The 13807-nt window shown below is 67.9% G+C and carries 12 protein-coding genes and 2 tRNA genes; 8 read left to right on the forward strand and 6 right to left on the reverse strand.

Annotation, left to right across the window (positions count from 1 at the left end; genetic code table 11):
* Positions 1-40 precede the first annotated feature (40 nt).
* Entirely contained in the window at positions 41-496 is a 456-nt protein-coding gene (locus MWN33_RS09965) for a hypothetical protein (protein WP_247200352.1), read from the reverse strand.
* A gap of 570 nt (positions 497-1066) precedes the next feature.
* Between MWN33_RS09965 and MWN33_RS09970 the strand changes: the two genes are divergently transcribed.
* From MWN33_RS09970 to MWN33_RS09980, 3 genes are all read left to right on the forward strand, one after another.
* On the forward strand, positions 1067-1348 hold the full coding sequence (locus tag MWN33_RS09970) for a hypothetical protein (RefSeq protein WP_247200353.1): 282 nt from the start codon (positions 1067-1069) through the stop codon (positions 1346-1348).
* A 431-nt stretch (positions 1349-1779) separates the two neighbouring features.
* A complete protein-coding gene (locus MWN33_RS09975; protein WP_247200354.1) occupies positions 1780-2238 on the forward strand; it encodes a hypothetical protein in 459 nt (152 codons plus the stop codon).
* On the forward strand, positions 2235-2462 hold the full coding sequence (locus MWN33_RS09980; protein WP_247200355.1) for a hypothetical protein: 228 nt from the start codon (positions 2235-2237) through the stop codon (positions 2460-2462). The genes MWN33_RS09975 and MWN33_RS09980 overlap by 4 nt, the downstream gene beginning before the upstream one ends.
* Positions 2463-2723: 261 nt before the next feature.
* On the opposite strand, the gene MWN33_RS09985 is transcribed toward MWN33_RS09980, so the two are convergent.
* From MWN33_RS09985 to MWN33_RS09995, 3 genes are all read right to left on the reverse strand, one after another.
* A tRNA-Asn gene (locus tag MWN33_RS09985) sits at positions 2724-2799 on the reverse strand.
* Positions 2800-2887: 88 nt separating this feature from the next.
* Entirely contained in the window at positions 2888-4687 is a 1800-nt protein-coding gene (locus tag MWN33_RS09990) for an ABC transporter ATP-binding protein (protein ID WP_247200356.1), read from the reverse strand.
* Positions 4688-4945: 258 nt separating this feature from the next.
* Positions 4946-5019, reverse strand: a tRNA-Cys gene (locus MWN33_RS09995).
* 331 nt (positions 5020-5350) lie between these two features.
* Here MWN33_RS09995 and MWN33_RS10000 point away from each other — a divergent pair.
* Together MWN33_RS10000 and MWN33_RS10005 are read left to right on the forward strand one after the other, a co-directional pair.
* A complete protein-coding gene (locus tag MWN33_RS10000) occupies positions 5351-6013 on the forward strand; it encodes a protein-L-isoaspartate O-methyltransferase family protein (RefSeq protein ID WP_247200357.1) in 663 nt (220 codons plus the stop codon).
* A 178-nt stretch (positions 6014-6191) separates the two neighbouring features.
* A complete protein-coding gene (locus MWN33_RS10005) occupies positions 6192-7601 on the forward strand; it encodes a TolC family outer membrane protein (protein WP_425531990.1) in 1410 nt (469 codons plus the stop codon).
* A 120-nt stretch (positions 7602-7721) separates the two neighbouring features.
* Here MWN33_RS10005 and MWN33_RS10010 read toward each other — a convergent pair whose 3' ends face one another.
* Positions 7722-7985: a hypothetical protein gene (locus MWN33_RS10010; RefSeq protein ID WP_247200359.1), complete on the reverse strand. Its 264-nt coding sequence runs from the start codon at positions 7983-7985 to the stop codon at positions 7722-7724.
* A gap of 226 nt (positions 7986-8211) precedes the next feature.
* On the opposite strand from MWN33_RS10010, the gene MWN33_RS10015 reads away from it, so the two are divergent.
* The 3 genes from MWN33_RS10015 (at position 8212) to MWN33_RS10025 (ending at position 13325) form a co-directional block, all read left to right on the forward strand.
* Positions 8212-9477, forward strand: coding sequence for a DUF2497 domain-containing protein (locus MWN33_RS10015; protein WP_247200360.1), 1266 nt, complete (start codon positions 8212-8214; stop codon positions 9475-9477).
* A gap of 167 nt (positions 9478-9644) precedes the next feature.
* Positions 9645-12482 carry a valine--tRNA ligase gene (locus tag MWN33_RS10020; protein WP_247200361.1) on the forward strand — a complete coding sequence of 946 codons (2838 nt, stop codon included), beginning with the start codon at positions 9645-9647 and terminating at the stop codon, positions 12480-12482.
* Between the two features lie 126 nt (positions 12483-12608).
* Positions 12609-13325, forward strand: a complete 717-nt coding sequence (locus MWN33_RS10025; protein ID WP_247200362.1) for an MgtC/SapB family protein — start codon at positions 12609-12611, stop codon at positions 13323-13325.
* Between the two features lie 19 nt (positions 13326-13344).
* Here the strand turns inward: MWN33_RS10025 and MWN33_RS10030 are convergent, their stop codons facing one another.
* Positions 13345-13533 carry a hypothetical protein gene (locus MWN33_RS10030; RefSeq protein WP_247200363.1) on the reverse strand — a complete coding sequence of 63 codons (189 nt, stop codon included), beginning with the start codon at positions 13531-13533 and terminating at the stop codon, positions 13345-13347.
* Positions 13534-13807 lie beyond the last annotated feature (274 nt).

The raw sequence follows: 13807 nt of genomic DNA on the forward strand, positions 1-13807 counted from the left end.
CCGCACGCCCGAGAGGGAAAATCCAACCGTCAGGGCGAACTCACAGCTGGATAGAAGTTGGGGGCAACGTCACGACGATCCCAACAGGCGGGTCCAGCCAGTACCGAGCTGCCGTCTCACTCATATAATCCACGTAGGCGGTGGTTGGATTGCCGCTGGAAATGAGATCAAAATCCCCGCGATGCAGTGGGGCGTCGCTGCCAAATTCTACCGCCAGAATCGCCGCCTCTGGACCACGCCGCTCGCGAAATAAGCGCGCGGCCTCAAGCGTTTCCCAAGCATAGACACTTGCGAGGCGTGAGGGTTTGTTCGGAGCTCCAGCAGCACGCGCAGCCTCCAGCGCCAACTCCCATAGAAGGTTCGCGATGAAATCCGGTGCCGGCATGGGCCCGCCTGGCCGAAACTGCCGATAAAGGGCTGCGTGACGCTCCGGCCTGATGACGTCGCCGGGGAACAGGCTCGCTATCGTGACGTGATAGGCGTTGCGTTTAGACATCTGCTATTCGCCACGCTGCGTTATCATCGCTCGATAATGCGTGAGTGGAGAAAACTCGCCTCACTTAGCTAAACAGTACCCGCTTGTATCTCCGCAGCAAGAGATAATATTATTGCTTTGGCCTCTTCTCTCAATCGACTACGCTCGTGATCGTTTGTTTCGCTCCCGACAACTGGCGTCATTATCTTTACAGTTACTGACGATCCCGTTGTGCCTGATGGGGACTTTACTTGAAATTTAACGTTACCATGGCGACCTAAAATCTCTGAAAACTGGATGGTGGGGCCTGAAAATTTGTATGTCATACCTGTCCTCCGTCAGAGGTAGCAGCGTGCCACGTCTGCAACCTGGTGGGAAGGGGGCGGAGTACCTGCTCGCGGACTGATTCGGGGGTGAAGCGGTCGGCTTTGGCAGAGTCGCCATTATGGCGACTCTGCTGGTGTCCGCCGCCTATGGCGCCATGCACCGTCTCCGGATGGATCAGTTCGTAAAGCTCCTTCCGGCGGGGCGTGGCGTAGGCTCCAGGTGCGCCGACTCTGCTATCCCTCCCGCTCCATACAGGAGCGCGCCATGGCCAACCCCGCCCCCAACCAGATCCGCTTTGCCGTAGAGCCGCGTCTCGTGCCGCCGACGAAGGCGGCGCGGCGGCTGCATCTCACGCTTGCCGAGTTCAACCTGAAGCGGGAAGCTCTGTACCGCGCCGGCTTCCCGCAGGCGTGCAGCGTCACGGGGCACTACGACCTGGTGGCGATCGACGCCTGGCTGGATCGGCGGAGTGGTGTTGGCGCCGTCGAAGATGTGATGGCGGAGGCGCGGCGGAAGCTGGACGCGAGGCGAGCGGCACGTGGCTAACATCAAGCTCCCCCACTACGTCGTCCGCAAGGGCAAGTACGGCTATTGGCTGCCGACACCGAAGATGAAAGCGGCCGGCTAGCTTCGCAGCGCACAACGCAAGCCCGCCGCCCATTTAGGGCAGCGCTTGCGCAATACGAGAATCGGGTTGAATGTGTCCGTGGGCTTGGAAACCCGGACGAAAGCTATAGCGCGACACCCTTGGCGGGGCTTAGCGCCGAAGCACGACGCCTCTTGGCGGAGGCATTGTGCACATGACGGCGCCTTGGCGGGCGCGTCGACCTAGCCATATTGGCCGGGAGCGATGCGCTATGTCCAGAGGGTTCGCCCTTAAAAGCGCGTTGGCCTGTCGCTTTCGCAGGTTTCCAACTCCCGGCTGCCGGTCTGTCACCGGCAACGGCCTTGGAAAGCCGATACGAAAGCCAACTCCCATGCTAATCGACCCTGACTTCGGGCAAGCCCCGATCATCGACCGCGCCAGCACACGGCGCGACCTGTCCCTCATCATCGAACGCGCCATCGAGGCTCTGGACGCCATGGATGGCGACTTGGACTTCGAGCCGGACGATGACGCCGAGGACGACGACCCGGCCGGCTGCGATATCCTCGACGAGCCGCACGACCCAGCCGACGACCTCGCTGCGGACCCGGACGCCGCTCACCTTCTGCGAGACGAATTCTGGTTCGGCCAGCGGATGTATGACACCCGCGAGGAGCGCCGGCAGGCCGCCGAACAGACGCTACAGCATCTCGCTAACATCACGGGCCGTCCGTTTCAGGCGACCAGCTTCCCGCGGGTGACGTTCTATCCGCCGCGCCGCCCCAGAGGTGACGTGCCGCTGCGCGAAGCCGTGCTGGTCAACGGCGTGCTTGTGGAGGTGCGGAAATGAACGTTCACGCCCCCATAGACGCCGACAACGGCACGATGGCGCGCGCCACGCAGAGCGAGCTCGCCGCCATCGCGAGCCGCGTGAGGTCGGCCATCCGCCTCGCCAAGCTCGCTTTGGATGACGGGCAGGATCGTAGCGACGCCTGGAACCTTATCGACGACGCCCTGGCTTTTGCCGTCGAGGAGGCGCAGAGGATGGAAGACACGGCCTTCAAGGGCCTCTGACCGGCCGGCGGGCCACCGAACGGACGTATCCCATTGCCGGCGTGCCCGCCTGCTGCACCCCGTCGCTCGAAAGGGCGGCGGGGTTTTCTTTTCGGTTCGACTCCCATGCGGAGCCAAAAGTGCGTGGGAGGGGATGTGTCCGGCGTCAGAGCCAGCAGATTCGCTACTTCAAGCGGGGCATACGCCGTAGGGAAATCGATAGGGTTGCGCCGAGGACGATCGGCGAAAACTCAACAATATCAATGTCTTGTAGAGAAAGATTGGCTCCCTGAGCAGGACTCGAACCTGCGACCATTCGATTAACAGTCGAACGCTCTACCAACTGAGCTATCAGGGACCGGGGACGCCGGGGCGTCTCGGAGGCCGGCGATATAGCAACGCGGGACCGGTTTGTGAAGCCGGTTCCGCGTGGCATGTGGATATCCTCACGCGCTGAGGCGTTCCTGCTGCCCGGCGAACTGCAGCTGGTGGAAGGTGAAATAGCGCCCGCGCTTGGTGATCAGCTCGTCGTGGCGGCCGCTCTCGACCACGCGGCCCTTCTCCACCACGCAGATGCGGTCGGCGTTGATCACGGTCTGCAGGCGGTGCGCGATCACTAGCGTGGTGCGGTTGCGCTGCAGCTCGTAGAGCGCCTTCTGCACCTCCGCCTCGGATTCGCTGTCGAGCGCGGCGGTAGCCTCGTCGAGCAGCAGGATCGGCGCGTCCTTCAGGAAGGCGCGGGCGATGGCGATGCGCTGGCGCTGGCCGCCCGACAGCTCGGCGCCGTGCTCGCCGACGCGGCTGTTGTAGCCGTCCTTGAAGCCGGTGATGAAGTCGTGCGCATGCGCGGCCTTGGCGGCGGCGACGATCTCCTCCTCGGTGGCCGAGGGGCGGCCGGCCGCGATGTTGTCGCGCACCGAGCCGGAGAACAGGAACACGTCCTGGCTCACGAAGCCGATGGCCTGGCGCAGCGAGCGGCGCGTCACCTCAGTGATCTTCTGCCCGTCGATGGCGATGGTGCCCGATTCGATCTCGTAGAAGCGCTCGAGAAGGCTCATGACTGTGCTCTTGCCGCCGCCCGAGGGGCCGACCAGCGCCGTCGTGCGGCCGGGCTCGGCGATGAAGCTCAGGCCGCGCAGCACCGGCTCGTCGGCGCGGTAGCCGAAGAACACGTCGTCGAACTCGATCTTGCCGCCCTCGACCCTGAGCGCCGGCGTGCCGGGCGCGTCGACCTCGACCGGCGGGCGGTCGAGCAGGTCGAACAGCATGCGCGCGCCGAGCAGATGGGTGGTCAGGTCGATGTTGAGGCGGGCCAGCCGCTTGGCGGGCTCGTAGCTGAGCAGCAGCGCGGTGATGACCGAGAAGAACTCGCCCGGCGTGCGCCCGCCATGCAGCACGCCCCAGCCGGCATACATGACGACGAGGCCGATCGCGACGCCGCCGAGCGCCTCCATCAGCGGACCGGACTGCGACTGGGCGCGGATCATCCGGTTGGAGGCCTTCTCCAGCCGGTCGATGCGCTCGTAGATGCGGGTGCGCTGGTCGTCCTCCATGGTGAAGGACTTGATCGTGCGGATGCCCTGGAAGGCCTCGATCGACTCCGTCATGATCTGGATGGCGGTGTGGAACTCGCGGCTGAAGATCTTCTGCACCTTGCGGATCAGCGAGCGCACGCCGACCACCGCGATGGGCATGACGACCAGGCCGATGCCCGCCATGAACGGGTCCTGGATGATCATCACGGCGGTCAGGCCGATCACCGACAGCAGGTCGCGGCCGAGGCTGGTGATGATGAGGTTCAGCACGTTGCGCGCCGCCTGCGCGCCCGTGTTGAAGCGCATCATGATCTCGGCGGTGTGGCTGCGGGTGAAGAAGGCGACGTCCTGCGAAAGCAGTCGGTCCAGAACCTTCTTCTGGTTGTCGGCCACGATGCGGTTGCCGACCCTGGCGAGCGTCACCGCCTGCCCATAGGCGGAGAAGCCCTTGACGAGGCTGAGCAGCACCACCGCGCCGGACAGGATCCAGATCGCCGACGAATTCTGCTCGACGAAGATGCGGTTGATGACAGTGCCCATCAGATAGGCAAGCCCCGAGGTCGTCCCGGCCATGATGCCCATGAAGAGGAAGGAGAGCGTGTAGCCCTTCCAGTGCCGGCGGCCATCGGTCATGAACAGCCGACTGACCGTATCGCGGGTCTCCGCGCTGACCATGTTGCGAAGCGCGTTGGCCGTCTTGGGGGGCAGCATCAGGCTCTTTCCTTTGTACATCGGCCCGGATCGGCGCCCGGGCAGTCCCGTGTCGGCACGCCGAAAGGGCGGGCGCGGAACGGCGGGATCATCAACGACGAACCCGGCGTGTTGTCAAACCGAGCGGTTCTGCCGGCCGGCAAACCCTGATCGACACTAGCTTTCATGCGGCATCGGAATATGTCGGCAACCTTGACTTGCCGGGGCCAGCGACACGCGCCGCCGGCGCGGTAAGCAGCCGGCGGCGCGTGCGTGAACTGGAGGCCACGCCCGGAATCGAACCGGGGTGCACGGATTTGCAGTCCGCTGCGTAACCACTCCGCCACGTGGCCGACCGGGCGTGCGAGGCATCGCCCGATGGACCGGCGGCCTCATAACAGAGCTGTTCGCGATGAGCAACGCGCTCCGTCGGGAAGCGCGCCGCATGTGCCTCTGGACGACGCTGCCTGTGGATGGCGCCGCCGGGCGCTCTCCCGCCTCTGCGGCAGCTTGGCGCGGCGAGGGGGCGCGAGGCTGGAAATCTTCGAGACAGGGCCGTCACGACGCTTGCATTGGGCGCGCTGCTGCCGCAATTCTGCGCTCGCGTCCCGCTGCGCCCTGCGGCGCGGTGGCCCGTGGGCGCTCGTGGGCGCCATGCCCGTTTCGTTTCGAGGTTGTCGCCGAATGATCGATTTCGCCGAGATGCGCCGCGCCATGGTCGACGCGCAGGTCCGCGCCAACGACGTCACCGACCTGCGGATCGTGGCTGCCATGCTGGAGACCCCGCGCGAGCGCTTCGTGCCGGCGGCCCTGCGCAACTTCGCCTACATCGACGACGATCTGCTGGTGAAGGAAGGCGCGCCCGCGCGCTACCTGATGGAGCCGATGGTGCTGGCCCGGCTGCTGCAGGCGGCCGAGATCGGGCCGGACGCGCTGGTGCTCGACGTGGGCGCGGCGAGCGGCTACTCGACCGCCGTGCTGGCGAAGCTGGCCGGGCAGGTCGTGGCGCTCGAAGAGGACGCCGAACTGGCGGCGCAGGGCTCGGCGGAGCTCGTCGGGCTCGGCCTGCTCAATGCGGCCTATGTGCAGGGCCCGATGACCGCCGGCTGGCCGGCGGAGGCGCCCTATGACGTCATCCTGCTCAACGGCTCGATCGATTCGGCGCCCGAATCGCTGCTGGCGCAGCTCAAGCCGGGCGGGCGTCTCGTGGCGGTGGTCGGGCGCGGCCGGGCCGGGCGCGCGACCGTGTTCACGCACACCTCCGGCGGCATCGGCTCGCGCGTGGTGTTCGACGCCGCCGTGCCGCCGCTGCCGGGCTTCGAGGCGCGGCCGGGCTTTGTTTTCTAAGGGTTTTCGTCCACCCCTGTGGCTGATCTGCCGCGTGTCCGATTAAATCGCTCGTCTAACCAAACCGAACGGTTCACAGCCCCTCTCCGAGCACCTATCCTGCATACGCGTCATCAGAGACAAGAGAGTCGCGGGGCAGGCGACTCCACCCAGTGAAGCGTTCGCAGAGGTTTGGACCATGTGGCTGTCGGCTACCGGGGGTAAGGTCGTCGCATTCGCGGCGGTCATTTTTGCCATGGGCATTTCAGTTCCGGCGACGGCTCAGACTCTTGAGCAGGCCTTGGTGGCCGCGTACCGTAACAATCCCACACTCAATTCGCAGCGCGCCGCGACGCGCGCCACCGACGAATATGTGCCGATCGCCCTGTCGGGCTATCGTCCGCAGATCTTCGGCAGTGCCTATGCGGGGCAGCAATGGACCGAGACGCGGCTTGATCCGGGTTCGGCGGCGGCGCTGAGCGGGGGCTCGCTCTCCGTCACCAAGACCTCGCCGACCGGCTTCGGCATCACGATCAGCCAGACCATCTACAACGGCCTGGCGACCGCGAACTCGGTGCGCAGCGCCGAATCGCAGGTGCGCGGCCAGCGCGAGCTGCTGCGCAACACCGAGCAGCTCGTGCTGCTCGACGCCTCCACCGCCTATATGAACGTGCTGCAGAACGCGGCGCTGGTGGACCTGCAGAAGCAGAACCTCGAAGCGCTGAAGGAAGAACTGCGCGCGGCCCGCGACCGCTTCTCGGTGGGTGAGATCACCCGGACCGACGTCGCCCAGGCGGAAGCCTCGGTCGCCAATGCGCAGAGCGACCTCGCGCTTGCCGATTCCAACCTGAACACCGCCAATGCCGTGTTCTTCCGCGTGATCGGCCTCAAGCCGGTCAAGCTGTCGCCCGGCCGGCCGATCGACCGGCTGCTGCCCAGGAACCTCGACGCCGCCATCGCGCAGGGCATCGGCCACCATCCGGCGGTGAAGGCGGCGGAATTCGCCGTCGATGCGGGCCTGTCCAACGTGAAGGTCGCCGAGGCGGCTCTGTCGCCCACGCTCAGCCTGAACGGCTCGGCGTCGTCCGACTACAACAGCTCGACCAATACCGAGCGGCAGACCTCGGCGGCGGCGACGCTGAACCTCACCGTGCCGATCTATCAGGGCGGCGCCGAATACGCGACGATCCGGCAGTCCAAGGAGACGCTGGGCCAGCTGCGTATCGAGGTCGACGTGAATCGCGACCAGGTGCGCTCCAATGTGGTGCAGTACTGGGGCGCGCTGGAAGCGGCCAAGGCGGCCATCGAATCGGCGCAGGCCTCCGTCGCCGCCAACGAGATCGCGCTGCGCGGCGTGCGCGAGGAATGGCGCGTCGGCCAGCGCACTACGCTCGACGTGCTGAACGCGCAGACCGCGCTGTTCGACGCCCGCGCCAGCCTCGTCATCGCCCAGCGCGACCGCGTGGTGGCCTCTTATGCGGTGCTCTCCGCCAGCGGCGAGCTGAACGCCGTGCGGCTCGGCCTCAAGGTGCCGGTCTACAATCCGCAGGTTCACTACAACCAGGTCCGCGACGCCTGGATCGGCGTGCGTACGCCCGGCGGCCAGTGAGGGCGCCACCGGCCCCGATCCGCGTTCCGGGGCCGGTTAACCATACGCACCAATCTCCGGGGGGCGTCGAGATGTTACGGCTTGGCGCGCGACGCCGGGCAGTACACACTTTACGAAGTCTTAACGCATGATTCGCGCGACGCGGCTGCTGGGCCTGCGCCGTGTCGGCTCGATGATCGGAATCAGCGCAATGTCGGCGAATGCGAGGGCGAACGAACCGTCCATGGAGGAGATACTGGCCTCCATCCGGCGCATCATCTCCGACGAGGTGGCCGCCGAGCCGATGCCGCAAGCCTCAGTCCGCGCCGAGCCGGCGCGTTCCGAGTTCTCGCGTTCCGAGTTTTCACGCAGCGAGCCGTCGCGCCCTTCGTCCGGGCGGGACAATTATGTCCCCCGCGAGATGTCGGGTCGTGACGCCTCCCGCGAGGCGCCTCGCGATCCCTATGCGCGCGATTCCTATGCGCGGGAGCCGTTCGGCCGCACGGCGACACCCGGCCGCGAGGGGCTTGCCGGCTCGTCTTCGCGCGCCGCACCGCCGGTCCCTGCGCCGCGTAGCCGCGCGTCCGAGCCTTTCGCGCCCGCGCCGGCCGCCTCCCCGACGACACGGCCGGTGCCGCCCTCGGGCAGCTTTGCCGCGCCGTCCAGCGCTGCGCTGCGCCCCGGCGCGGCCCCGGTGAACTATGTGCCGCCCGGCCGCGCCCCGGCCGCCGACCCGTTCATGCCGCGTGCGCGCGGTGTCGCTACCTCCGCCGCGTATGCGATGGCGCCGGAGCCCGCGTTCGATATGCCGGCGGTCGGCACCCGCGCTTCCGATCCGCGCCCGTCTGACCTTCGCGCCCCCGATCTCCGCGCGGTGGAGCCGCGCCCGTCCGTCGTGCCGCGTGCGCCGCTGCCTGACACCAGCGGTCTCGACGCACCGCTGGCGAGCGCGCTGCTCGATCTGGCGCTGGTGGAGCAGGCGGTGCAGGCCGAACTGGCGCAGGTTCCGTTCGCCGCCGCCCGCACCGCCGTGTCTCAGCCCGTCGCGTCCCGGCCCGCCGAGGCGCCTGTGCGCCCGGCGGCCGTCGAGGCGAAGACCGCCCCGGCGGAAGTGAAGGCCGTATCCGCCGAACCGCAGGCCTCGCGTGCGGCCGAGCCGGTGGCGCCCGTTCTGCCGTCCGCGCCGTCCGACGCCTTTTCCGCCGTGCCGGCCGTCGCGGCGCCTGCCGAGACCGTGGCCGTCGTGGGGAGCGTGCCTCCCGCCTCTGCCGAGAGCGCGCCGGCGGTTGCCGCGCCGGTGGAGGCCGCGTCTGCGGTCATCATCGCTGCGTCGAAGCCCGCCGAATCCGCTCCGGTGGTGGCGCCTGCGGCCGGGCTTGAAGATGCCGCTCCGGCGCCTGACGCGTCCGTACGTACCGAACTCCCGGAAGAGCCGGCTTCCGTGCCGGCCGCCGAAGCCGCTTCTGTTGAAACCCCGGCGGCGTCCGTGCCGGCAAGCGTTCCCGTGCAGACAAGCGTTCCCGCGCCGCGTTCATCGGCGCCGCTGTCGCGACTGGAGGCCCGCCTGGTGGAATCTCGCCTTTCCGAACCCCGCCATTCCGAGACCCGTCCCGCCGAGCCGCGCTACAGCGCTGCCCGCCATGCCGTCGCCGAGGCGCCGGCCTCCGCCGGGGAGGGCGCGCGCGAGCGTCTCGTATCGACGCCGGCCAGCACGGCGGTGTCGGCCGCCTTCGGCTCGCTGCAGCGCTCGGTCGCCGCGCCCGCGCGTACGGTCGACGATCTCGTCGCCGAGGCGCTCAAGCCCATGCTGAAGGCGTGGCTCGACGAGAACCTGCCGGCGCTGGTGGAGCGCCTGGTGCGCGCCGAGATCGAGCGCGTCGCCCGCCAGGGCCAGTGAGCGCCGGCGCGCCGGCGCCGCCCGCCTTCCGCCCCTCTTCCTGACAGCTCTAGCCGCGCGAAGCCACGCGCGGCGCGCGGGCCAGCCCGATCGCTTCGCTTGGGTTGACTTGCGCCACCGGCTCCGCTTTCTCTCGCACCCGTTCACAGGAAGGTGCCGGAGCCAAAATGCTCGATAACAGGTTCGATCCCGCTGCCGTCGAAGACCGCATCTACCAGGCATGGCTGGAGGCGGGCGCCTTCAAGGCCGGGCGGCCGGAGCGGGCCGGGGCCGAGCCCTACTGCATCGTCATTCCCCCGCCCAACGTCACCGGCTCGCTCCATATGGGGCACGCGCTCAACAACACGCTGCAGGACATTCTCTGCCGCTTCGAGCGCATGCGCGGCAAGGACGTGCTCTGGCAGGTCGGCACCGACCATGCCGGCATCGCCACCCAGATGGTGGTCGAGCGCCAGCTCGCCGAGCGCAAGCTCCCCGGCCGGCGCGAGATGGGCCGCGAGGCCTTCGTCGAGCGCATCTGGGCGTGGAAGGAAGAATCCGGCGGCACCATCATCAACCAGCTCAAGAAGCTGGGCGCCTCGGCCGACTGGTCGCGCGAGCGCTTCACCATGGACGAGGGCCTGTCGCGCGCCGTCCTCAAGGTGTTCGTGCGGCTCTACAAGGAAGGGCTGATCTACAAGGACAAGCGGCTGGTGAACTGGGACCCAAAGTTCCAGTCCGCCATTTCCGATCTCGAAGTGCTGCAGGTCGAGGTGAAGGGGAATCTCTGGCACCTGCGCTACCCCCTCGCCGACGGCGTCACCTATGAGCACCCCATCGCCTTCGACGAGAACGGGCTGCCCTACGAGTTCGAGACCCGCGACTACATCGTCGTCGCCACCACGCGGCCCGAGACCATGCTGGGCGACACGGCGGTCGCGGTGCACCCGGAAGACCCGCGCTATCAGGGACTTGTCGCGGCGAACGCGAAGGTGCGCCTGCCGCTGGTCGGCCGCCTCATCCCTATCGTGCCCGACACCTATTCCGACCCGACCAAGGGCACCGGCGCGGTGAAGATCACCCCGGCGCACGACTTCAACGATTTCGAGGTCGGCCGCCGGCACGGCCTGCCGATGATCAACGTGCTCGATTCGGAAGCGCGCGTGACGCTCGTCGGCAATGAGGACTTCCTCGCCGGAACGTTCCCGGGCGCCGATCTGGACGCCGCGCTGGCGCTCGACGGGCTGTCGCGCGAGGCGGCGCGCAAGGCCATTGTTGCGCTGCTGGAGGAGCGGGGCGTGCTCGACCGCATCGAGCCGCACACCCACATGGTGCCGCATGGCGACCGTTCGAACGTTGTCATCGAGCCGTGGCTGACCGACCAGTGGTATGTCGATGCCCACACCCTCGCACAGCCGGCGCTCGCCGCCGTGCGCGAGGGGCGGACGAACTTCGTGCCGAAGAACTGGGAGAAGACCTATTTCGAGTGGCTGGAGAACATCCAGCCATGGTGCGTCTCGCGCCAGCTCTGGTGGGGCCACCAGATCCCGGCCTGGTACGGGCCGGACGGCTCGATCTTCGTCGAGGAGACCGAGGAGGCGGCGGTCGCCGCGGCGCTGGCGCATTGCGTGCAGGCCGGCATCATCAGCGATGCCGAGGCGCAGGAACTCGCCGTCGACGCGGAGAAGCGCGCGGCGCTGATCACCCGCGACGAGGACGTGCTCGACACCTGGTTTTCCTCCGCCCTGTGGCCGTTCTCGACGCTCGGCTGGCCCGACGAGACGGCGGAGCTCAAGCGCTTCTACCCGACTTCGGTGCTGATCACCGGCTTCGACATCATCTTCTTCTGGGTCGCCCGGATGATGATGATGGGCCTGCATTTCCAGGACGACGTCGTTCCCTTCAAGGACGTCTACATCCACGCCCTCGTCCGCGACGAGAAGGGCGCCAAGATGTCGAAGTCCAAGGGCAACGTCATCGACCCGCTCGACCTCGTGGAGAAATACGGCGCCGATGCGCTGCGCTTCACCCTGGCGGCGATGGCGGCGCAGGGGCGCGACATCAAGCTCGCCACCTCGCGCGTCGAGGGCTACCGCAACTTCGCGACCAAGCTGTGGAACGCCGCCCGCTTCGCCGAGATGAACGGCTGCGGGCGCGATCCGGCCTTCGATCCCCATGCGGTCAGCTCGACGCTGAACCGCTGGATTCTCGGCGAGACGCAGAAGGCCGGTGCTGAGATCACCGCCGCGCTGGTCGACTACAAGTTCAACGAGGCGGCGGGCGCGGCCTATCGCTTCGTCTGGAACATCTACTGCGACTGGTACCTCGAACTCGCCAAGCCGGTGTTCACCGGCAATGACGAGGGCTGGAAGGCGGAGACGCGGGCGACGGCGGCCTTCGTGCTCGACGAGATCCTCAAGCTGCTGCACCCCTTCATGCCCTTCCTCACCGAGGAGCTGTGGGCGCGCACCGCCGAGACCGGCGCGCCGCGCGGCGAGATGCTGGTGCTGGCCCAATGGCCGGCGCTGACCGGGCTGGAGGCACCGGAGGCGGAGGCCGATATCGGCTGGCTGATCGACCTCGTGACCGAGATCCGCTCGGTGCGCGCGGAGATGAACGTGCCGGCCGGGGCGCAGATCCCGCTCGTGCTGGTCGCGGCGGGCACCGGCACGGTGGACCGCGTCGGGCAGTGGAACGACGTGCTGCTGCGCCTCGCCCGCCTGTCGGGCATCACCTTCGCCGACGAGGCGCCGGCGGGCTCGGTGCAGATCGTGGTGCGCGGCGAGACGGCGGCGCTGCCGCTGGTCGGCGTCATCGACATGGACGCGGAAGGTGCGCGCCTCGCCAAGGAACTCGCAAAGGCGCGGGACGACATCGCCAAGGTCGACGCCAAGCTCGGCAACGCCGACTTCATCAAGCGGGCGCCGGAAGAGGTGATCGAGGAGCAGCGCGAACGCCGCGACGTGGCGTCGGCGCGCGCCGAGAAGATCCGCGAGGCGCTGGCCCGGCTCGGCAAGGCTGGCTGAGCGGACTGGCTGATCCGGCGGGACGACGACTGCACCGGCCGCGACGCCAACGGGCGCGGCGGGCTTGTCATCGAAGCGTCATGCGATCCGGGCTAGAGCCCGTCGCTTCAGGGCGGGAGAGCGCGCGTGCCGTTCATCGAGAGTTTCGAGGCGGGCGACTTCGTCTCGACCATCATCAGCCTCGTCGTCGCCTTCGCGATGGGCACGCTAATCGGTGCCGAGCGCCAGTACCGCCAGCGCACGGCCGGACTGCGCACCAATGTGCTGGTCGCGATCGGCGCCGCGCAGTTCGTCGACATGGCGATGCACCTGGCCGGTCCCGAGGGAGCGGTGAGGGTGGTGGCCTACGTCGTCTCCGGCATAGGCTTCCTCGGTGCCGGCGTCATCATGAAGGAAGGCACCAATATTCGCGGCCTGAACACGGCGGCGACTCTGTGGTGCTCGGCGGCGGTGGGCGCCTGCGCGGGTGCCGACCTGATCGCGCAGTCCGTGCTGCTGACCCTCTTCGTGCTGGCCGGCAACACCATGCTGCGCCCGCTGGTGACGGCGCTGGAGCGGCTTCCGCGCGACGACGAATCGACCGAGGCGACCTATGGGGTGAGCGTCATCTCCAGCGCTTCCGCCGCCGACGGGCTGCGCGCCGAGGTCGCGAAGCTGCTGGAGGCGGCGAAATTTCCGGTCGAGGACGTGGAGCTGCAGGACCGCGCGGACGGTTCTGCCGAACTGCACGCCACGCTGGTGAACACCTCCGTGCGGGTCGCCGAGCTCGACGCCGCCGTGGCGCGGCTGCGCCACCTTCCCGGTGTCACCGCCGCCAACTGGACGCGCTCGGCGGTCGACTGAAAGCCGGCGAGGGCGGGGCTCAGCCGGCCGGCGACGCACCCCCGGCGCGGGACGCCTCCAGCAGCGCCTCCAGCCGGTCGAGCTCGGCGCGCAGGCGCTCGATCACGTCGGCCGCTTCCGACAGTTCGTCCTCCACCTTGTCACGGCGGAAAGAGTCCAGATCGGCCGCCATGGCCCTCAGGCGCTCGACGATATTACCGCTCGACATGCTCGTCTCCCTGTGGCGCGGTCGGGCGCGTGGCGAACGGCCGGCCGGCCTTTGCCAGCCTGGGCGACGGCTGGCAGTCGATGATGAAAACCCTATTCGGGCCAGTGGCTTGCGGCACACCGGCGCTGCCTTGCGGGCGGCCGGCGCGAGCGGCCAGACCTAGCGCGGTTTTGTGACCGGGCGGCAACAGTGTCACGCATTCGCAACCATAAGCCCAGACGCTCCGGCTGGCGCCGCGATGCCGCCACAAACCGGCACGAAATCCGACTGATAG

The sequence above is a fragment of the Ancylobacter koreensis genome (assembly GCF_023016525.1).
Lineage (GTDB): Bacteria > Pseudomonadota > Alphaproteobacteria > Rhizobiales > Xanthobacteraceae > Ancylobacter > Ancylobacter koreensis.

Bases quoted from the DNA above. Each gene is read 5' to 3' on its own strand.
- MWN33_RS09965 (WP_247200352.1), bottom strand. From the start codon at position 496: ATGTCTAAACGCAACGCCTATCACGTCACGATAGCGAGCCTGTTCCCC.
- MWN33_RS09970 (WP_247200353.1), top strand. From the start codon at position 1,067: ATGGCCAACCCCGCCCCCAACCAGATCCGCTTTGCCGTAGAGCCGCGT.
- MWN33_RS09975 (WP_247200354.1), top strand. From the start codon at position 1,780: ATGCTAATCGACCCTGACTTCGGGCAAGCCCCGATCATCGACCGCGCC.
- MWN33_RS09980 (WP_247200355.1), top strand. From the start codon at position 2,235: ATGAACGTTCACGCCCCCATAGACGCCGACAACGGCACGATGGCGCGC.
- MWN33_RS09990 (WP_247200356.1), bottom strand. From the start codon at position 4,687: ATGCTGCCCCCCAAGACGGCCAACGCGCTTCGCAACATGGTCAGCGCG.
- MWN33_RS10000 (WP_247200357.1), top strand. From the start codon at position 5,351: ATGATCGATTTCGCCGAGATGCGCCGCGCCATGGTCGACGCGCAGGTC.
- MWN33_RS10005 (WP_425531990.1), top strand. From the start codon at position 6,192: ATGTGGCTGTCGGCTACCGGGGGTAAGGTCGTCGCATTCGCGGCGGTC.
- MWN33_RS10020 (WP_247200361.1), top strand. From the start codon at position 9,645: ATGCTCGATAACAGGTTCGATCCCGCTGCCGTCGAAGACCGCATCTAC.
- MWN33_RS10030 (WP_247200363.1), bottom strand. From the start codon at position 13,533: ATGTCGAGCGGTAATATCGTCGAGCGCCTGAGGGCCATGGCGGCCGAT.